We start from the raw sequence: 18,030 nt of genomic DNA, 5'->3' as shown, positions 1-18,030 counted from the left end.
GAGATAGCACCATGCAACTCATCGATATCGGCGTCAACCTGACCAACCCCAGTTTCGCCGACAAGCACCAGGCCGTACTGGAGCGCGCGCAAGCGGCCGGGGTCTGCCAAATGGTGCTCACCGGCACCAGCGTGGAGGGCAGCGAACAGGCCCTGGAGCTGTGCCAGCAACTGGACAGCAGCGGCCAACGGTTGTTCTCCACCGCCGGCATCCACCCCCACAGCGCCAGCGACTGGAACGCCGATAGCGCCCGGCGCCTAAGCGACTTGTGCAAGGCGCCCACGGTGCGCGCGGTGGGCGAATGCGGGTTGGACTTCAACCGCGACTTCTCGCCGCGCCCGCAACAGGAAAAAGTCCTGGAACAACACCTGGCCCTGGCCGTGGAGCTGCAATTGCCCGTGTTCCTTCATGAACGGGACGCCAACCAACGCTTGCTGGAGATCCTGCGGGACTTTCGCGACCAGTTGCCCGCCGCCGTGGTGCACTGCTTCACCGGCGAACAACGGGCACTGTTCAGCTACCTGGACCTGGACCTGCACATCGGCATCACCGGTTGGATCTGCGATGAACGCCGCGGCACCCACCTGCATCCCTTGGTGCGTGAAATCCCCCGTGGGCGCCTGATGCTCGAAAGCGACGCGCCCTACCTGCTGCCGCGTACCCTGCGACCCAAACCCAAGAACGGGCGCAACGAGCCGGCCTACCTGGGCGAAGTGCTGCGCGAAGTGGCGCGCCACCGCGACGAAGCCGAAGCCGACCTGGCCGCCCACACCACCGCCTGCGCCCGCGACTTTTTTGGGCTACCCTTCCTCGATTGAATCAGCCTGCGCCGCGACCTCATTTGACCCATATCAAGGTTCCTTTTCCTGGATAGCGGCACAATAATGGCACCTTGCCAAAAATGTTTCCGCTATCAGAGAAGACCTTCCTATGGGTGCCTGGCTTAGCAACATCTCGTTGAAGTACAAGTTCTGGGCCGTCAACGCGGTCGCTTTCGTCACCACCCTGCTGCTGGTGCTGTACGCCGTGCAACTGGAACAACAGTCGCGTACCCACGCCTCCCAAGAGTCGGCCCAGGCCCAAGCCACCCTGCTCAAGGCCTGGCCCGCCGGCCAACCGCTGCCCCAGGCCGAGCATTTGCTGGCGTTTCGCGCCGGGCAAATCCCCAGCCTCAATGAGCAGGCTCTTCCAGAACTGGCCGATGCCAACGAGTGGGTGCTGATCGACGCGATGCCGTTCTTTGGTGAGAACCCGTTGATGGGCGCCAACGTGATAACCCGCGCCGACGGCCAAAAAGTCGCCGTGCTGGCCTTCGCCCCAAGCCTGATGCAAGTGTTCAGCGAGCGTTTTTCCAACTACGCGGTGGCCGTGTTCATCCTGATGTTCGCCATGCTCTGCGCCTCGCAACTGCTGATCCGCTTCCTGCTCAGCCAGCTCAACACCCTCAAGGACGTGATGCTGCACGTCGAGAAAACCGGCGACCTGTCCGCCCGCGTGCCCCTGGCCTGCACCGATGAAGTCGGGCAGATGGCCAGTGCGTTCAACGCCATGCAGGCCGGTTATCAGCGCGTGGTCAGCACCGTGGCCAACACCGCCCGGCAACTGGACGTGGGCGCCGCGCGCCTGGCCGCGAGCATGGACGAAGTGCGCCACGGCATGCTCGGCCAGCAAAGCGAAACCGACCAAGCGGCCACCGCCATCAACGAAATGACCGCCACGGTCTACCACATCGCCCAGCACGCCGGCGCCACTCGTGACCTCTCGAAAAGCGCCGATACCCTCGCTGGCAGTGGCCAGGAAGTGGTCAGCCGCGTGCAGAAATCCATCGCCGGCCTCTCCAGCGGCGTGCAGCAAACCGCCGAGATGATCCAGCGCCTGGCCGAAGACAGCCAGAAAATCAACGGTGTGGTCAGCGTGATCCACAGCATCGCCGAGCAAACCAACCTGCTGGCCCTCAACGCGGCCATCGAAGCGGCCCGCGCCGGGGAAATGGGCCGCGGCTTTGCCGTGGTGGCCGATGAAGTGCGCAACCTGGCCAAGCGGGTGCAGGCCTCCACCGATGAAATCACCCTCATGGTTTCGGCCCTGCAGGCCGGCACCCGCGACGCCGTAGACTTCATGCAAGAGAGCTCGTTCAAGGCCGATGACTGCGTACAGCAGGCCCAAGAGGCCGGCGCCTCGCTGATGGAGATCACCAGCGCCGTGGCCCAGATGCGCGAAAGCAACACCCAGATCGCCGTCGCCGCCGAACAGCAAAGCCAAGTGGCCGAAGAAATGAACCGCGCTGTGGTGAGCATCCGCGACGTGACCGAAAACACCGTGCAGCAAACCGTCGACTCGGCCACCACCAGCAACGAACTGGCCACCCTGGCCGGCGAACTGAACAAAGCCATCGGCCAACTCAAACTCTGAAGAACGGCCGTTGTAGCAAGCAGGCGAGCCCGCTTGCTACAACAACAGCCGCAGCAGGCCCGATGGAAATTGCCGATGATAGCCATAGGCAATCACGATTCGCGGATCAGCCAGGGCGCCCCTATTCTTTGTCCATATGTTTCATACGGACAGAGGATTATCACCATGGGCAAACGTCACCCCAATCTCCCCGCCTGGCAATGGCGCCAGTACCCAAACAACCACAGCAACCCGACCAACCTGGTGTTGCACCTGATTGCCGTGCCGCTGTTTATCGTGGCGTTTTTGTTGATCGTATCGGGCGTGTTCGCCCTGAGTGCGGCCAGTGTGGCCATTGGCGTGATCGGCCTGCTCGCGGCCCTGGGCCTGCAACGCCATGGCCATAGCCTGGAGCAGCAGGCCAGCGAACCGTTCAGCGACCGTGCCGACGCCGTGCAGCGCCTTTTGACCGAACAGTTCCTGACGTTTCCACGTTTTGTCCTCAGCGGTGCCTGGTGGCGCGCCTGGCGCCAGCGCCACCGCCGTTGAACCGTGCTTAGGCGAATACCGTGACCGTTTGGCGGCTCAGGGCGATCAAACGCCCGTCCTCGCTCCACAACGCCGCGGCGGTGTGGCCATAGCCATCGCGGGCGTGTTCGATTTCCACTTGGTACTTGCACCAGTCCAGCGTCGTCAGCGCCAGCAACGGCTGCACGAACTCGATGGTCCAGGTCAGGGTGCTGCCCGCCGCCGGTTTTTTCAGGTACGGCAATAGCGCCGGCGGCCAGGCGTCCACCAGGGCCAGGATATGGGCCTCGGTCAGCGCCGCTTCGGCCTCGTCACGCAAACGCACCCAGCCGCCCATGTGCCGCGATTTCACGCCGCTGAACGGATAGCCACCCACTGCCCAACGCAAGCCCAGGTGGCGCATGAATTCCGGGGTCACGCCCTTGATGTAGGGCAGTTCCTGGCAAGCTTCCCAATGTTTGAGGTCCGGCGCCGCTTCGGCGGCCACCTCGATTTCCGACGGCCGCGACGCGCCGAAGCTGCCCTGCACCAACGTGACAACCTGGCCGTTCTGCACTGCACGGCCCAGCACTTGACTGACGGCCTTGCCCTCGCGCAGCACCTCCACTTCAAAACGGATCGGCACATCCGGCTCGGCCGGGCCGACAAAGGTGATCGCCAACGAACGCACCGGGCGATCCGCCGGCACCTTGGCGCGCATGGCTTCGTATTGCAGCGCGGCCATCAGCCCGCCAAAACTGGCGCGGCCCTGGGCCCATTGCGCCGGGATCGAGACGTCCAGCGGCTGCTTGCGTACCGCTTCGAGTAAATCGCTAAAGCCCATGTGCACCTCAAGGCAAAGAAAAGACTTCGGGATGTTAACCAGCCGCCCAGTGCTGGCACAGTGCTTATTCCCGCCAAAAACACCGACAGATAAGCCGTCAGGCGCCGAAGCAGTCCTGTTGCAAACGCTCAAGCACGCGGTCTGCACGGCCTTGGGCGGTGGCCATGGTCTTGCGCCACACCGCCACGCACGGCAGCAGGTCCGATTCCTGCTCGGCGCGCAGCAGCCATTGCCAGCAATCGTGCCAGTCGCCCAGGGCGCCTTGCGCAGCCTTGAGCCGGGGCATGGCCTGGGCCGGCAAGCGGTTCAATTCGGGGTAGGCCTCGATGCCATAGCGCACGCGCTTAATCAGCAGGCGCAAGCGATGGCGATCGTGGTTGGGGTCGCGCAGGGCCTGCGCCAACTCTTTCCATTGTTTGGCCAGGCGCTTTTCGATGCGCAGGCGCAAACCGCCGAGCAAGCCCTGGCGCTGGGAGGCGCGCAAAAACCGCGGGAAGGCGTCGAGCATCAGCAGCAACTGAGCCAGTTCGGCACCGTCGGCCACGGCCGGATAGGTATCGGCCATTTGCAAGCTACGCTGGCGGGCCGCTTCCACATGGCCGTGGCGCAACAGGTAGGCCGCCAGCACCTCGCGGTCGCGCAGGGGCGTGGTCAGGTTGCCCACCTCGGCCGCCGCCGCTTCCAGTTGATCCACCCCCGGCAAGCCGCGCAGCGGGCGCAACAGGCTGCGCAAGCGCCGCACCGTGGTGCGCAAGCTGTGCAGGGCCTCGGCATCGGTGCTGGCGCTCAGCCGCGCCTGACACGCCCAAAGACGAACTTCCAGGTCCATGACCCGGGCCACCAGACGATCAACCAACACAGACATGTACGGCTCCACGGGGGGTGCAGCTGCGAGCGATACGCTGTTAGCTGCAAGTTTTGACAGGATCGGCGCAATTAACGGCCGGCGCGGGATTCACGAATGTAGAAGCGTGCCTTCTCGGCCTTGCTGCTGCAACCTTCAAAGGCCTCGAACTGTTGTTGGGTCTTGGCGCCGGTCAGCAATGACAGGGCCTTGGAGTAACTGACCGTACCGGCAAAACCCTCGGCCTTGGCCAGGTCCAGTTCACGCCAGGCGGAATCGAGTTGCGTCGCGCAGCTGTCGCGGTACGCGGTTTTGCCGGCGCAACCGGCCAGCGCCAGCACCATCAAAGGCAGACAGATCCAGGCTTTCATCAAAGACACCTCAATAAGGGAAGAACAGACGTGCTCGGTAAGACGACCGGCGGCGCAAAAAGTGCCTTGCCGCGCAGATCAATATAGCTGGCGCCAGGCCATGCGTGCTCCGGCACCCGTTGTCGAAAAAACTACCGCTTTGCCGTTGCGACCCGCTACGGCGATTGAAGCCCGCCCCCCGATAGGTGCATTGTTGAGGCCTGTTTGACCAAAGGATGAACGATGAAAAAGCGTGTTGCATTGGTACTCGGCTCCGGCGGCGCCCGGGGCTATGCCCATATCGGGGTAATTGAAGAGATCGAACGCCGCGGCTATGACATCGCCTGCGTGGCCGGTTGCTCCATGGGCGCGGTGGTCGGCGGCATCTACGCTGCCGGCAAACTCGACGACTACCGCAACTGGATCGAAAGCCTGGATTACCTCGATGTGCTGCGCCTGGTGGACGTGAGTTTTCGCCTGGGGGCGATTCGCGGCGAGAAGGTGTTCGGGCAGATCCGCAAGATCGTCGGCGACATCAATATCGAAGAGCTGCGCATCCCCTACACGGCGGTGGCCACCGACCTGACCAACCAGCAGGAAATCTGGTTCCAGGAAGGCTGCCTGCACCAGGCCATGCGCGCCTCGGCGGCGATCCCCAGCCTGTTCACCCCGGTGATGCAGGGCAACCGCATGCTGGTGGACGGCGGCCTGCTTAACCCGCTGCCCATCGTGCCCGTGGTGTCGAGCCACTGCGACCTGATAATCGCGGTCAACCTCAACTCCACCAACCAGAAGCACTATCAACTGCCGGTGATCCAGCGCCCGCCAGCCTTCAAGAGCCGCTTCGACGGGCTGATGAGTTCCCTGGGCTCCCATATGCCCTTTCGCCGCAAACAGGCCGAGCAGTTGCTGTTGCTGGAACAAGAGACCCTGCGCCCGGACGCCGAAAAGGAACGCAACCCCTGGCTCGAAGGCGCCGAGCCCGAGGCCCAGCAACCGGCCGCCGCCCCCGAAGGCCCCGGCGCGCCAAAATCCGCGACGGGCTCGTTCATCATCGACAACGTCGGCCCGGCGTCTTTGCTGGACCTGATTAACCAAAGCTTCGAGGTGATGCAGACCTCACTGGCGCAGTACAAGATCGCCGGTTATCCACCCGATATCCTCATCAACGTGCCCAAACGCGTGTGCCGCTTCTTCGAGTTCTACAAAGCCCCGGAACTGATCGCCCTGGGCCGGGAAATCGCCCGCGATACCCTGGACCGTTATGAGAATGAACAAAGCTGACCGCCGCCGTCGTGGTAACAACGGTGGTTACGGCGCCAACAACCGATACCCCACCCCCGCCTCGGTCAGGATGAACCGCGGGTTGGTGGGGTCGTCGGCGAGTTTCTGCCGTAAGTGCCCCACCACGATGCGCAGGTAATGGCTGTCTTCGGTGTGGGTCGGGCCCCAAATGTCCTTGAGCAATTGCTGTTGGGTAATCACGCGCCCGGGGTGGCGCGCCAGTTGCGCCAGCACCGCGTATTCCTTGCGGGTCAGGGCCACTTGGGCGCCGTCCAAGACCACGCGGCGGTACGCCAGGTCGATGGTCAGCGGGCCGAAGGTCAGCGCCGCTTGCGGCGCTTCGCCGGTGGGGGCCTGGCGCAGCAGGGCGCGCACCCGAGCGAGGAATTCCTGAATGCCGAACGGCTTGGTCACGTAGTCGTTGGCGCCGCCGTCCAGGGCATCGACCTTCTGCCCCTCGCTGGCGCGCACCGACAGCACCAGCACCGGCATGCTGGACCATTGGCGCAACTCACGCAGCACCTGCTGGCCGTCCATGTCCGGCAGGCCCAGGTCAAGCACCAGTAAATCCGGCTGGTTTAGCGCGGCCTGGGCCAGGCCTTCAGTGCCGGTGCCCGCCTCCAACACTTTGTAGCCCTGGGAGGCGAGGCTGATACGTAGAAACTTGCGGATCTGCGGTTCGTCGTCGATGACCAAAATGGTCGCGGTCTGGCTCATGGCATCCATTCAAAGCAAAAAGTGGCAAAAGAGTAGCGCAGGCGGCTTCAGGCTTCACCGTCCAATGGCGGTTGGGTGGCCAGCGGCAGGTGCAGCGTGATGCAGGTTCCTCGGCCGTCGATGCCATCGCCGACGCTGATGCGCCCACCGTGGGCGCCGACCATCCCTTGGCAGATCGCCAGCCCCAGGCCTGTGCCCTGCCCGCCCCGGTCACCCCGGGCGGCGGTGTAGAACATGTCGAAAATCTTCGCCCGGTCCTCTTCAGGGATACCCGGACCTTCATCACAAACGGTGAAAAACAACTCCTCGTCGCCCGCCCCTGCGCTCAATTGCAAACGCCCGTGGGGCGGCGAAAACCGCGCCGCGTTCTCCAATACATTGACCAGCGCCTGTTCGATCAGTGCCGCGTGCACATACAGCAGCGGCAAGGTGCCCGGCACGTCGACGTTGACCTGCAACGGCGCCAGCACCGTGCGCAAACGGTTCAAGGCACTGCCGGCGATGTCGGCCGGCGACACCCAGTCGCGGGCCAGTTTCAGGGCGCCGTGGCCCAGGCGCGTCATGTCCAGCAGGTTCTGGATGTAGCGGTCCAGGCGCTCGGCTTCGTCGCGGGTGCCTTCGAGCAGTTCACGGCGATCTTCCAGCGGGATCGCCTCACCCAGCGCCAAGAGGCTATCGATGCTGCCGCGCATGGACGTCAGCGGTGTGCGCAGGTCATGGGACACCGACGCCAGCAGCGCGCTGCGCAGTTGTTCGGTTTCGCCGTGCAGGCGCGCTGCTTCCAAGTCTTGCGCCAATTGGGCGCGGGCCAGGGCCTGGGCCAGCGGCTGGCTCAACGCGGTCAACAAACGCCGACGCTGGCCGCTCAGGGGCAAGCCATCGTGGGTCGAGACGCCCAGCAGGCCAAGCGGACCATCGTCCACCGACAGCGGCCACCACCACCAACGCCCGAACGGCAACGTGCCGGTGCCCAGGCCCGCCGCTTGGTCGTGTTGCCAGGCCCAATCGGCGGCGGCGCGTTCGGTCTCGTTCAGTTGCAACGGGCCACCGCTTTCCACTTGCCAGCCGTCGGCAGCCTGGCCCTGGCGGTTGACCAGGCACAGTTGCACATCGCGCCAGCCTTCCAAGTGCTGCGCCGCTGCGCTGATGACCGCCCGCCGGTCGGTGGCGGCGGTGAGTTTGCGCGACAGGTCGAGCAGTTCGCTGGTTTCCTCCTGGGTGTCGCGCAACGCCCGCAATTGCTGGCGCTGGCGGGCTGCGAGGTTACCGGTGAGCGCCGCCATCAGCAGGAAGAACAACAGGGTCAGCACGTCTTCTTCGCGCTGGATGCTCAGGGAGAAATTCGGCGGGATAAACAGAAAGTCATAGGTCAGGAACGACAGCGCCGCGCACACCAGCGCCGGGCCGAGGCTGCTGCGCACCGCCACCAGCAGCACCGCCGCGAGGAACACCAGGGAGATGTTGGGCAACGGCAGCACACTGGCCACGCCCCAGGCCAAGGCACTGGCCAGCAGCGTAGCCAGTACCGCCAGGGCATAGTCGAACCACACCAGGGTGTGGGCCGCCCGCGAGCGCGGCGGTGGCTGGTCGGTGTCGCTGTCCAGCACGTTGATTTCCAGGCCCCGGGCATCGCGCAGCAAGCGCGAGGCCAAGCCTCCACCGAGCAATCGGCGCCGCAAACGGGGCCGCGACTGGCCCACCAGCAACAAACTGGCACGGCGCTCGCCGGCGTGCTGGATCAGGGTCTTGGCCACTTCGCCGGCGCGCAGCAGCACCACTTCGCCGCCCAGGCGTTCGGCCAGTTGCTGGGCGCTTTGCAGGCGCAGGCGTGATTGCTCATCGGCCACCCGACCGTTGTCCACATGCACCAGGCTCCAGGGCAAATGCCGGCGCCGCGCCACGCGGCTAGCATGGCGCACCAGGCGTTCGGCCTGGCTGTCGCCGTCCACGCCCACCAGCAAGCGCCCGCGCACCGCGGGTGCGGCTTGGCCCAATTGGCGATAGCCCAGGGCCAGGTCGTCGTCCACCTGGGCGGCAGCGGTCTGCATCGCCAGCTCCCGCAGGGCGGTGAGGTTGGTCTGGGTAAAAAACGCGTCGATGGCGGCCCGCGCCTGCTCCGGCACGTAGACCTTGCCGTCGCGCAGGCGCTCCAGCAGTTCGCGGGGTGGCAAGTCGATCAGCAGCAGCTCGAAGGCTTCTTGCAGCACCCAATCGGGGAGCGTCTCGCGCACCTGCACGCCGGTGATGCCGCGCACCTGGTCGTTGAGGCTTTCCAGGTGCTGGACGTTGACCGTGGTGTACACGTCGATGCCGGCGGCCAGCAGTTCCTGGATATCCTGCCAGCGCTTGGCATGGCGGCTGCCGGGGGCGTTGCTGTGGGCCAGTTCGTCCACCAACACCAGTTGCGGCTTGGCCTGGAGCAAGCCGTCGAGGTCCATTTCCTCCAGCACCACGCCGCGGTATTCCGAGCGCACCAAGGGTTGCTGGGGCAGGCCGGCGAGCAGGGCTTCGGTTTCGGCGCGGCCATGGGTTTCCACCACGCCCGCCAGCACCTTCACCCCTTGACGCAACTGGGTGTGGGCGGCCTGAAGCATGGCGTAGGTTTTGCCCACGCCGGGAGCAGCGCCCAGAAAGACCTTGAGGCGGCCGCGACCGTCCCGTGGCAGGTCGGCTAACAGGGCGTCGGCGCGGGTGGCGTTGCTCATCAAAAGGGTCCCTTGTTTGCGGGTGGTTATATGGGGTTTTCGCAACCGTCGTCGCGGGCCGGCGCTCTCATCCTAAAGAGGGAGCGGCCGGCCCGCGATGCTGCCCTACGGCTCTACAACTTTTCCAGAGCCCGGTTCAGCGCCAGCACGTTGACCACCGGCGGCCCCACCAGGGGTTGTTCGATGTGCTCGTCCAGCAACTGCGCCAGGGTCGCCACGGGCAGGTTGCGGGCGGCGGCGACTCGCGCCAGTTGATAGCCAATTGCCTCGGGTGGCAAGTGTGGATCGAGGCCGCTGCCGGAGGTGGTCAACAGCGCCAGCGGCACCGGGCCTTGGCCGGGCACTTGCTGTTTGTTGGCGTCGTCGATGACGCGGGTGGCCAGGGCCGGGTTGCTCGGTGCCAGGTTGCTGGCCCCGCTCGCCACCGTGGCGAAGGCCCCCGCCGAGGGCCGCGGGTGGAACCACGCATTGCCGGTGAAATCCTGGGCGATCAGCGCAGATCCGCGCACCTTACCCGCCTCATCACGCACCAGGCTGCCATTGGCCTGTTCGGGGAACGCCACTTGGGCCACGCCTGTGACCACCAGGGGATAGGCCACGCCGGTAATCAGGGTCATCAAAATAATCAGGCTCAAGGCCGGACGCACTACAGTCGACATATCAATTTCCTCGTTTCCAGAGAACAGATTCAGCACTGTGACCAGCACTCACACCAGGTGCAGTGCCGTCAGCAGCAGGTCGATCAACTTGATCCCCACGAACGGCGCCACCAAACCACCCACGCCATAAATCAGCAGGTTGCGCCGCAACAGGTGCACCGCACTGGCCGCTTGTACCCGCACCCCGCGCAGCGCCAGGGGGATTAGCACCACGATAATCAGGGCGTTGAACACAATCGCCGAGAGGATCGCGCTCTGCGGGCTGCTCAGTTGCATCACATTGAGCACGCCCAGCTGTGGATAAATCGCCGCGAACAGCGCCGGCAGGATGGCGAAGTACTTGGCCACGTCGTTGGCGATGGAGAACGTGGTCAGGGCGCCACGGGTCACCAGCAGCTCCTTGCCGATTTGCACCACGTCCAGCAGCTTGGTTGGGTCGCTGTCCAGGTCGACCATGTTGGCCGCCTCGCGGGCTGCCTGGGTGCCGTCGTTCATGGCCATGCCCACGTCAGCCTGGGCCAGGGCCGGGGCATCGTTGGCGCCGTCGCCGCACATGGCGACCAAACGGCCATCGTTTTGCTCATGGCGAATGCGCGCCAGTTTTTTCTCCGGCGTGGCCTCGGCCAGCACGTCGTCCACGCCCGCCTCGGCAGCAATGGCGGCGGCGGTCAGCGGGTTGTCGCCGGTGACCATCACGGTGCGAATACCCAACTTGCGCAACTGCGCAAAACGCTCGCGGATGCCGGGTTTGACCACGTCCTTGAGGTGAATGGCGCCCAACAACTGGCCGTCGAGGCACACCAGCAACGGCGTGCCGCCGCTTTGGGCGATCTTGTCGATTTCCCGCGACAGCGCCGGCAGCACGTCGCTGCGCTGTTGGCCGATGAAGGCCAACACCGAATCCACCGCGCCCTTGCGGTACACGTGGCCCTGGTAGTCCACGCCCGACAGGCGCGTTTCGGCGCTGAACGGCACGGCGGTCAAGGTGTGCAACGGCGGCTCCACTTGCGGGTGCAAGCCGCGCAGAAAATCAACCACGGACTTGCCCTCGGCCGTCTCGTCGGCCAGGGAGGCCATCAACGCGCCTTCGGCCAAGGCCTTGGCGCTGACGCCGGGGGCGGCGTAGATCGCGGTGCAGCGGCGGTTGCCAAAGGTGATGGTGCCGGTCTTGTCGAGCATCAGCACGTGCACGTCGCCCGCCGCTTCCACCGCCCGGCCGGACTTGGCGATCACGTTCAGGCGCACCAGGCGATCCATGCCGGCGATGCCGATGGCCGAAAGCAGGCCGCCGATGGTGGTGGGGATCAGGGTCACCAGCAGCGCCACCAGGAACACCAGGGGCACATTGCCCTCGGCGAAGCGGGCGAACGGTTGCAGCGTGACCACGACCACCAGGAAGATCAGGGTCAGGCCGATCAGCAGGATGTCCAGCGCCACTTCGTTGGGGGTTTTCTGCCGCTTGGCGCCTTCGACCAGGGCGATCATGCGGTCCAGGGTGGACTCGCCGGGGTTGGCGGTGATGCGCACCAGCAGCCAATCGGACACCAATCGCGTGTTGCCGGTGACGGCCGAGCGGTCGCCGCCGGATTCACGGATCACCGGTGCCGACTCGCCGGTAATGGCCGCTTCGTTGACGGCGGCGATGCCTTCGATCACTTCGCCATCACCGGGGATCATCTCCCCGGCCTCGACGCGCACCACATCGCCCTTGCGCAAACGGGTGGCAGGCAGCACTTCAAAACTGCCGTCGGCCTTCTTGCGCCGTGCGCTCATGCCTTCGCTGCCGGCCTTGAGGCTATCGGCGCGGGCTTTGCCGCGCCCCTCGGCCAGGGCCTCGGCAAAATTGGCAAAGAGCACGGTGAACCACAGCCACAGGGCGATTTGCGCGGCGACGCCAGTGGGCACCGCCGGGTCGGGGATAAAGCACAGCACGGTGGTGAAGACGGCTGTCAGTTCCACCACCAGCATCACCGGCGAGCGTTTGAGCTGACGCGGGTCGAGCTTGACGAAGGCTTGGCGCAACGCCGGGCGCCACAGGGCGGCGAAGGCGGTTTTTGCTTGCGGCGCCACGTGGGCGACGGCTTTGGGTGCAGGCATGTTCATGTTCAATTCCCTCGCTCTCAATGGGCAAACGCGGCCAGACCCAGCTGTTCAGCCACCGGCCCCAGTGCCAGGCTCGGCAGGAAGGTCAGGCCGCCGACCAGCAAAATGGTCACGGTCAACAGGGCGACAAAGAGCGGGCCGTGGGTGGGGAAGCTGTCTTGGCCGATGGGCGCCGGCTTCTTCATCGCCAGGCTGCCCGCCAGGGCCAGCACCGGCAGGATGTAGCCGAAGCGGCCGATCAACATGCCCAGGCCCAGCATCAGGTTGTGGAACGGGGTGTTGACCCCAAGCCCTGCGAACGCCGAGCCGTTGTTGGCGCTGGCCGAGGTGTAGGCGTAGAGCAACTGGCTGAAGCCGTGAGGCCCTGGGTTGCTCACCGCCGCGGCCGGCCCCGGCAGGCTGGTGGCGAGGGCGCCGAGCACCAGCACGCCGACGGGCATCACCAGCAGGGTCGCCACCAGCAACTTCACTTCCCGCGCTTGCAGCTTTTTGCCCAGGTATTCCGGGGTGCGGCCAATCATCAGGCCGGCGAGGAACACCGCGATCAGCACGTTGAGCAACATGCCGTAGAGCCCCGCACCGACGCCGCCGAAGATCACTTCGCCGACCATCATGTTCACCAGCGCGACCATGCCACTGAGCGGGTTGAGGCTGTCGTGCATGGCGTTGACCGAACCGTTGGACGCGGCGGTGGTGGTCACCGACCAGAGCACGGTGGCGGTGGTGCCGAAGCGGCTTTCCTTGCCTTCGAGCGGCGCGGTCTGCTCCACCGCCGCGTTGGCCAGGGTCGGGTTGGGCTGGTACTCGGCCCACAGCGACGTCGCGCCGCCAATCAGGAACAGGGCCAGCATGCAGGCGATGATCGCGCGGCTCTGGCGCAGGTCCTTGACGTAGTGGCCGAAGGTGAACACCAACGCCACGGGGATCAAGATGATCGACGCCACCTCGAACAGGTTGCTCCACGCGGTCGGGTTCTCGAACGGGTGGGCCGAATTGACACCGAAGAAACCACCGCCGTTGGTGCCCAACTGTTTGATGGCAATCTGGCTAGCGGCCGGGCCGAGGGGGATCACTTGGTCCGCCCCTTGCACCGTCAGCGCGTGGACGTACTGGGCAAAGGTCTGCGGCACACCCTGCCACACCAGAAACAGCGCCAGCAGCAGGCACAGCGGCAACAGGCCATAGAGGGTGGCGCGGGTCATATCAACCCAGAAGTTGCCCAGGGTTTGCGCCGACTTGCGGCCAATCCCACGGCACAGCGCCACCAGCACAGCCAGGCCGGTGGCGGCGCTGACGAAGTTCTGCACTGTCAGGCCCGCCATCTGGCTGAAGTAACTCAGGGTTGCCTCGCCGCTATAAGACTGCCAGTTGGTGTTGGTCATGAAGCTGACGGCGGTGTTGAACGCCTGTGTCCACTCCTGCCCCGGCAACTGCTGCGGGTTGAGCGGCAAATAGTTCTGCCACAACAGAATTGCGAACAGCAAAAGGAACCCGGCCAGGTTGAAGGCGAGCAAGGCCAGGGTGTACTTCTGCCAACTCTGTTCGGCCTGGGGGTCGACCCCGGCCACGCGATAGCAGCCGCGCTCCAGCGGCCCGAGCACCGGCGACAGCCAGGTGCGTTGCCCTTCCATCACCTTGTAGTAGAAGCGCCCCAGAAAGGGGGCCGGCACCAGCACCAGGGCAAAGAAGGCCAGGATCAGCCAATAGTCATAACTGTGCATAGCCGCTCCTAGTGCCGATCTGCGCGCAACAGCGCAACCAGTAGATAAATGAACAGCCCCACTGCCAGCAGCAGTGACCCTGCGTCCAGAACATTCATGGAGTTTCTCCGGGGTATGGCGGTGGTCGCCTGTTGCGCAATTGTCCGCGCCGCGCCTGTAAAGGAACGAGATCGAGGGCTGTGGCTGCACATAAAGAACGCGTAAAGAAGCCGCTTAAGACGTGTCAGCGAGGGGGCTCATCTTTAATGCGACGCGCACATGGCTAAGTTGTCGCACTTGGCGATACTCACCGCCGTGTGGTTCAGCATCCTGGTCGGGCGCCAGAGAAACAGTCGCGGCCAAGGGCCGGTATCGGGCATAGAATGGAACCACTGCCAATTTCCATCGCTCAAAGTGTTAGGCAGGCTGCGCGGCGACCCTCGCCCCACAGGCTGCCCTCAAGGAGAACCCTATGCCCTGGTATGCCTGGATGATTCTGATCGTTGCCATCGGCTCGATCGTGGGTGGCCTGATGATGTTGCGCGACACCGCGAACAAGGTCGAACTGACCGACGAGCAACGCAAACGCGTGGCTGAGCGCAATGCCGAGATGGACGCCAAAGACGCTCAAGACCGCTAATTCAACGCCCTAATCAATAAAACCCTTCATTGCAAAGTGAAGGGTTTTTAACTTTGCGCCGCCATCCATTAGTTCTTATACAAAACCTGTACAACTAATAGTACGGAAAAGCCTGACAGTTAAACCTCAATCCGTGTTGTAGATCTGCGTGCTTTATTGGAGTAGAAGTACAGTCACCATCCAATTAACCTTGGTTAAGATGGCCCACCGCTGTGGAGACTTCTTAAATGCGTTATTCGCAAGACCATAAAGCCCAAACCCATCAACGCATTATTGAAGAAGCTTCGGCACGCTTTCGTCGCGACGGTATCGGCGCAACAGGCCTGCAACCTTTAATGAAAGCACTGGGGCTGACCCATGGCGGCTTTTACTCCCATTTCAAATCCAAAGACGAACTGGTGGAAAAAGCCCTGCAAGTCGCCAGCGACCAACTGGACGCCCACTGCGCCACCTTGTTTGCCCAGGACGAGCCGCTGGAGGCCTTTGTCGACAGTTACCTCTCCCAATGGCATGCCACCTCCCCCCATCAAGGCTGCCCACTGCCAACGATGTGCTCCGAACTCGGCCAACGCGGCCAGCCCAGCGCTACCACAGACGCAGTGCTCAACGCCAGGTTGCGGCAGGTCGAACACAGCCTGGGCAGCCCTGACGCCCGCGAACAAAGCATCATCATCATGTCGGCCCTGGTGGGGGCGCTACTGTTGTCACGCAGCGTCCAGAACCCGCAACTGGGTCAACAAATTCTCGACACCGTGCGTGAACACCTGAAACAGAACACTTCGCGACCTAACCGCGGCCCACAAAAAAGGCCGATCAATGATCGGCCTCACCCATACAACCCACTCACTTAGTTGACGACTAACTTGTCCCGGTTCTTTTCCAGGATAGCTTTGCCAATTCCCTTGACTTCCAGTAGCTCATCTACCGAAGCAAAGGCGCCATTGCTTTCACGGTAAGCCACGATGGCCCGGGCCTTAGCCTCCCCGACCCCGGCAAGCTCGCGTTGCAGAGTCGGCACATCGGCGGCGTTAAGGTCGATTCTGGAGGACTGTTCGCTGGGAGCGACTTGTACGGCAACGGGTGCGGATGTCTCTGTTTTGACAGGTGCAGCATTCACGGCGAGGGATGCGCTGGCCAGCAAGGCAAAGGCCAGGGAAGAGAGATGAGCTATACGCATAAGTAAAACTCCATGACTTTGATAGGGGAAAGCAGCTTTTCCCAAGCTGCTTTCCAAACCTAGACGAGGCCCGGAGCATGTCAAAAATGGCAGCGTTACAGCGTATGTGAAGTCACGGGTCGAGGCGGCGTTGCTGGTACACCCAATCAACGATCTCACCATCGGGCGTATAGCCACTGACGGTATCGCGCAGCAATTGGCGAACACGCGAATAATCGTCCTTTTCCACTGCCGCCAACAGTTCGTTGAGCTTGCCCTTGAGCGTGTCCCAGGGCAGGTGTTCTTCATTGGCGCTCATAATCATCGGGTGCTGGGTCGCCGCGACGTTATCGCCAATCAGTAACTCCTCGTAAAGTTTCTCCCCGGGACGCAGGCCAGTAAATTCGATGGAAATCTCCCCATGGAGATTTTTTTCTGACCGCACACTCAGGCCAGAAAGGTGAATCATCTTCTCGGCCAACTCGACGATCTTCACCGGCTCGCCCATGTCGAGCACGAAAACATCGCCGCCCTGCCCCATGGAACCGGCCTGAATCACCAGTTGCGCCGCCTCAGGGATCGTCATGAAGTAGCGGGTAATCTTCGGATGGGTGACCGTCAACGGCCCACCCGACTTGATCTGCTTGTGGAAGAGCGGGATCACCGAACCGGAAGAGCCCAGTACATTGCCAAAGCGGACCATGGTGAAGCGGGTTTTGTTGACCCGTGAGACATTGGCCCGGTCACCGAACAATACCGGTGCCAGCTCTCGGCTCAGCGCCTGCAAGGTGAGCTCCGCCAGGCGTTTGGTGCTGCCCATCACATTGGTCGGGCGTACCGCTTTATCCGTGGAAATCAGCACAAAGTTGGCAACCCCGGCCTGCAACGCCGCCTGCGCGGTGTTGAGGGTGCCTATTACATTGTTCAACACGCCTTCGGCGATGTTGTGCTCGACCATCGGCACATGCTTGTAGGCTGCCGCGTGATAGACGGTCTCTACATTCCAGGTCTTCATCACATCCAGCAATTTATCGGGATGGCGGATGGAACCGAGGATCGGCAGCAAGCGCACCGGCACGGACTCGCGGGCGATACGCTGTTCGAGTTCAGACAGAATGCTGTAGAGGTTGAACTCGCTGTGATCGAACAGAATCAGGGTGGTTGGGCCGATGGAAAAGATCTGCCGGCACAACTCTGAGCCAATCGAACCGCCCGCCCCGGTGACCATCACGGTCTTGCCCTTGATGCAGCGGGCCAGTAACTCGCACTGGGCCGGGACCGCATCACGTCCCAACAGGTCGGCGATATCGACTTCCTGGATGTCGTCAACCTTGACCAGGCCACTGGCCAGGTCCGTGAAATTGGGCACGCTTCGCACATGCAGCGGAAAGCCTTCCAGGAGGTTCAGAATCTCCCTACGCCGCGCGCGAGTGGAGGACGGCAGGGCCAGGAGGATTTCCTGCGCCCCGGTTACGTCGATCATCTGCTGGATGTGCTTGGGCTTATACACTTGCAAACCGGAAATGGAGCGATCGGCTATACCCGCGTCATCGTCGATGAACGCTACGGGGCGCATCACCCGCCCCATCCGCAGCGCCGCGACCAACTGATTGCCAGCCACCCCGGCTCCGTAGATCGCTACCTTGGTCAAGCCATCATCACGGTTGGTAAAAGGCACGTGCTGAGCGGCCGTGAACCAGTCACCCATAAAGTATTGGCGCATGCACAGCCGCAGCCCGCCGATGATGACCAGGCTCAACCACCAGTAGTTGAAAATGATCGAGCGCGGCACGACGGCCTGATGGTTGCTGTACCAATAGACCACCACCGCGAGGATCAACGACGACAGGCTGACAGCCTTGACGATGGCAATCAGCGCATCATTGCCGAAATAACGCATGACCGCGCGGTACATGCCAAAACGGATAAATAGGGGAATAGCCACCACCGGCGCAGAGGCGAAAAGCCAGAAATGAGCCCGGACGGGGTTGTACATGTCATCGACACCCAGGCGCACGATGAACGCCAGCCAGAGCGCGACCCAGACCAGCACAACATCGGTGGCCAGCTGCAGCAGCCTTTTTTGCCGGCGCGGCAGGCCCAGTAAAGATGCTTTCAATTTGTCCATAA

The 18,030-nt window shown here is 63.3% G+C and carries 17 protein-coding genes; 6 read left to right on the top strand and 11 right to left on the bottom strand.

Features of this window, described 5'->3' with window-relative positions; genetic code table 11:
- Window positions 1-11 precede the first annotated feature (11 nt).
- From CKW13_RS04995 to CKW13_RS04985, 3 genes are all read left to right on the top strand, one after another.
- Window positions 12-818 (top strand): TatD family hydrolase, encoded by an 807-nt coding sequence (locus CKW13_RS04995; RefSeq protein ID WP_095107486.1) that lies wholly within the window; start codon window positions 12-14, stop codon window positions 816-818.
- Between the two features lie 112 nt (window positions 819-930).
- A complete protein-coding gene (locus CKW13_RS04990; RefSeq protein ID WP_095107485.1) occupies window positions 931-2,412 on the top strand; it encodes a methyl-accepting chemotaxis protein in 1,482 nt (493 codons plus the stop codon).
- A gap of 165 nt (window positions 2,413-2,577) precedes the next feature.
- Window positions 2,578-2,940, top strand: a complete 363-nt coding sequence (locus tag CKW13_RS04985; RefSeq protein ID WP_095107484.1) for an Mpo1-like protein — start codon at window positions 2,578-2,580, stop codon at window positions 2,938-2,940.
- A gap of 7 nt (window positions 2,941-2,947) precedes the next feature.
- Here CKW13_RS04985 and CKW13_RS04980 read toward each other — a convergent pair whose 3' ends face one another.
- The 3 genes from CKW13_RS04980 to CKW13_RS04970 all read right to left on the bottom strand — a co-directional run bounded on the left by CKW13_RS04980 (window position 2,948) and on the right by CKW13_RS04970 (window position 4,957).
- Window positions 2,948-3,742: an acyl-CoA thioesterase II gene (locus CKW13_RS04980; RefSeq protein ID WP_095107483.1), complete on the bottom strand. Its 795-nt coding sequence runs from the start codon at window positions 3,740-3,742 to the stop codon at window positions 2,948-2,950.
- Window positions 3,743-3,839: 97 nt separating this feature from the next.
- Window positions 3,840-4,607, bottom strand: coding sequence for a CHAD domain-containing protein (locus CKW13_RS04975; protein WP_095107482.1), 768 nt, complete (start codon window positions 4,605-4,607; stop codon window positions 3,840-3,842).
- Between the two features lie 71 nt (window positions 4,608-4,678).
- The gene (locus tag CKW13_RS04970) at window positions 4,679-4,957 is read right to left on the bottom strand and encodes a hypothetical protein (protein ID WP_095107481.1); all 279 of its coding nucleotides are present in this window, start codon (window positions 4,955-4,957) and stop codon (window positions 4,679-4,681) included.
- Window positions 4,958-5,179: 222 nt separating this feature from the next.
- Here CKW13_RS04970 and CKW13_RS04965 point away from each other — a divergent pair, with 222 nt between their 5' ends.
- Entirely contained in the window at window positions 5,180-6,220 is a 1,041-nt protein-coding gene (locus CKW13_RS04965; protein WP_095107480.1) for a patatin-like phospholipase family protein, read from the top strand.
- Window positions 6,221-6,247: 27 nt separating this feature from the next.
- Here CKW13_RS04965 and CKW13_RS04960 read toward each other — a convergent pair whose 3' ends face one another.
- From CKW13_RS04960 to kdpF, 6 genes are all read right to left on the bottom strand, one after another.
- Window positions 6,248-6,937, bottom strand: a complete 690-nt coding sequence (locus tag CKW13_RS04960) for a response regulator (RefSeq protein WP_095107479.1) — start codon at window positions 6,935-6,937, stop codon at window positions 6,248-6,250.
- A gap of 47 nt (window positions 6,938-6,984) precedes the next feature.
- Window positions 6,985-9,642: a sensor histidine kinase KdpD gene (locus tag CKW13_RS04955; protein WP_095107478.1), complete on the bottom strand. Its 2,658-nt coding sequence runs from the start codon at window positions 9,640-9,642 to the stop codon at window positions 6,985-6,987.
- Window positions 9,643-9,755: 113 nt separating this feature from the next.
- Window positions 9,756-10,301: a potassium-transporting ATPase subunit KdpC gene (gene kdpC, locus CKW13_RS04950; protein ID WP_095107477.1), complete on the bottom strand. Its 546-nt coding sequence runs from the start codon at window positions 10,299-10,301 to the stop codon at window positions 9,756-9,758.
- A gap of 48 nt (window positions 10,302-10,349) precedes the next feature.
- Window positions 10,350-12,404 carry a potassium-transporting ATPase subunit KdpB gene (kdpB, locus tag CKW13_RS04945; RefSeq protein ID WP_095107476.1) on the bottom strand — a complete coding sequence of 685 codons (2,055 nt, stop codon included), beginning with the start codon at window positions 12,402-12,404 and terminating at the stop codon, window positions 10,350-10,352.
- A 17-nt stretch (window positions 12,405-12,421) separates the two neighbouring features.
- Window positions 12,422-14,125: a potassium-transporting ATPase subunit KdpA gene (gene kdpA / locus CKW13_RS04940; RefSeq protein WP_095107475.1), complete on the bottom strand. Its 1,704-nt coding sequence runs from the start codon at window positions 14,123-14,125 to the stop codon at window positions 12,422-12,424.
- 8 nt (window positions 14,126-14,133) lie between these two features.
- On the bottom strand, window positions 14,134-14,223 hold the full coding sequence (gene kdpF / locus CKW13_RS04935; protein WP_095107474.1) for a K(+)-transporting ATPase subunit F: 90 nt from the start codon (window positions 14,221-14,223) through the stop codon (window positions 14,134-14,136).
- A 353-nt stretch (window positions 14,224-14,576) separates the two neighbouring features.
- On the opposite strand from kdpF, the gene CKW13_RS04930 reads away from it, so the two are divergent.
- Together CKW13_RS04930 and CKW13_RS04925 are read left to right on the top strand one after the other, a co-directional pair.
- Window positions 14,577-14,744, top strand: a complete 168-nt coding sequence (locus CKW13_RS04930) for a DUF2897 family protein (RefSeq protein ID WP_095107473.1) — start codon at window positions 14,577-14,579, stop codon at window positions 14,742-14,744.
- Window positions 14,745-14,971: 227 nt separating this feature from the next.
- Window positions 14,972-15,595, top strand: a complete 624-nt coding sequence (locus CKW13_RS04925) for a TetR/AcrR family transcriptional regulator (RefSeq protein WP_095107472.1) — start codon at window positions 14,972-14,974, stop codon at window positions 15,593-15,595.
- Here the strand turns inward: CKW13_RS04925 and CKW13_RS04920 are convergent.
- Both CKW13_RS04920 and CKW13_RS04915 read right to left on the bottom strand, forming a co-directional pair.
- Window positions 15,592-15,921 carry a helix-hairpin-helix domain-containing protein gene (locus CKW13_RS04920; protein WP_095107471.1) on the bottom strand — a complete coding sequence of 110 codons (330 nt, stop codon included), beginning with the start codon at window positions 15,919-15,921 and terminating at the stop codon, window positions 15,592-15,594. The two genes, CKW13_RS04925 and CKW13_RS04920, sit on opposite strands and share 4 nt — an antisense overlap.
- A 112-nt stretch (window positions 15,922-16,033) precedes the next feature.
- Window positions 16,034-18,028 carry a nucleoside-diphosphate sugar epimerase/dehydratase gene (locus CKW13_RS04915; RefSeq protein ID WP_095107470.1) on the bottom strand — a complete coding sequence of 665 codons (1,995 nt, stop codon included), beginning with the start codon at window positions 18,026-18,028 and terminating at the stop codon, window positions 16,034-16,036.
- Between the last annotated feature and the right edge of the window lie 2 nt (window positions 18,029-18,030).

Origin of the sequence: Pseudomonas sp. Irchel 3E20, from assembly GCF_900187645.1 — a bacterium.
GTDB lineage: Bacteria > Pseudomonadota > Gammaproteobacteria > Pseudomonadales > Pseudomonadaceae > Aquipseudomonas.
This window is presented reverse-complemented; position numbering and strand designations above follow the sequence as displayed.

Excerpts from the sequence above, each read along its gene's own strand:
- CKW13_RS04930 (WP_095107473.1), top strand. The coding sequence starts at position 14,577 with ATGCCCTGGTATGCCTGGATGATTCTGATCGTTGCCATCGGCTCGATC.
- CKW13_RS04920 (WP_095107471.1), bottom strand. The coding sequence starts at position 15,921 with ATGCGTATAGCTCATCTCTCTTCCCTGGCCTTTGCCTTGCTGGCCAGC.
- kdpF (WP_095107474.1), bottom strand. The coding sequence starts at position 14,223 with ATGAATGTTCTGGACGCAGGGTCACTGCTGCTGGCAGTGGGGCTGTTC.
- kdpB (WP_095107476.1), bottom strand. The coding sequence starts at position 12,404 with ATGAACATGCCTGCACCCAAAGCCGTCGCCCACGTGGCGCCGCAAGCA.
- kdpA (WP_095107475.1), bottom strand. The coding sequence starts at position 14,125 with ATGCACAGTTATGACTATTGGCTGATCCTGGCCTTCTTTGCCCTGGTG.
- CKW13_RS04970 (WP_095107481.1), bottom strand. The coding sequence starts at position 4,957 with ATGAAAGCCTGGATCTGTCTGCCTTTGATGGTGCTGGCGCTGGCCGGT.
- CKW13_RS04985 (WP_095107484.1), top strand. The coding sequence starts at position 2,578 with ATGGGCAAACGTCACCCCAATCTCCCCGCCTGGCAATGGCGCCAGTAC.
- CKW13_RS04925 (WP_095107472.1), top strand. The coding sequence starts at position 14,972 with ATGCGTTATTCGCAAGACCATAAAGCCCAAACCCATCAACGCATTATT.
- kdpC (WP_095107477.1), bottom strand. The coding sequence starts at position 10,301 with ATGTCGACTGTAGTGCGTCCGGCCTTGAGCCTGATTATTTTGATGACC.
- CKW13_RS04955 (WP_095107478.1), bottom strand. The coding sequence starts at position 9,642 with ATGAGCAACGCCACCCGCGCCGACGCCCTGTTAGCCGACCTGCCACGG.
- CKW13_RS04975 (WP_095107482.1), bottom strand. The coding sequence starts at position 4,607 with ATGTCTGTGTTGGTTGATCGTCTGGTGGCCCGGGTCATGGACCTGGAA.
- CKW13_RS04915 (WP_095107470.1), bottom strand. The coding sequence starts at position 18,028 with ATGGACAAATTGAAAGCATCTTTACTGGGCCTGCCGCGCCGGCAAAAA.
- CKW13_RS04980 (WP_095107483.1), bottom strand. The coding sequence starts at position 3,742 with ATGGGCTTTAGCGATTTACTCGAAGCGGTACGCAAGCAGCCGCTGGAC.
- CKW13_RS04995 (WP_095107486.1), top strand. The coding sequence starts at position 12 with ATGCAACTCATCGATATCGGCGTCAACCTGACCAACCCCAGTTTCGCC.
- CKW13_RS04960 (WP_095107479.1), bottom strand. The coding sequence starts at position 6,937 with ATGAGCCAGACCGCGACCATTTTGGTCATCGACGACGAACCGCAGATC.
- CKW13_RS04965 (WP_095107480.1), top strand. The coding sequence starts at position 5,180 with ATGAAAAAGCGTGTTGCATTGGTACTCGGCTCCGGCGGCGCCCGGGGC.
- CKW13_RS04990 (WP_095107485.1), top strand. The coding sequence starts at position 931 with ATGGGTGCCTGGCTTAGCAACATCTCGTTGAAGTACAAGTTCTGGGCC.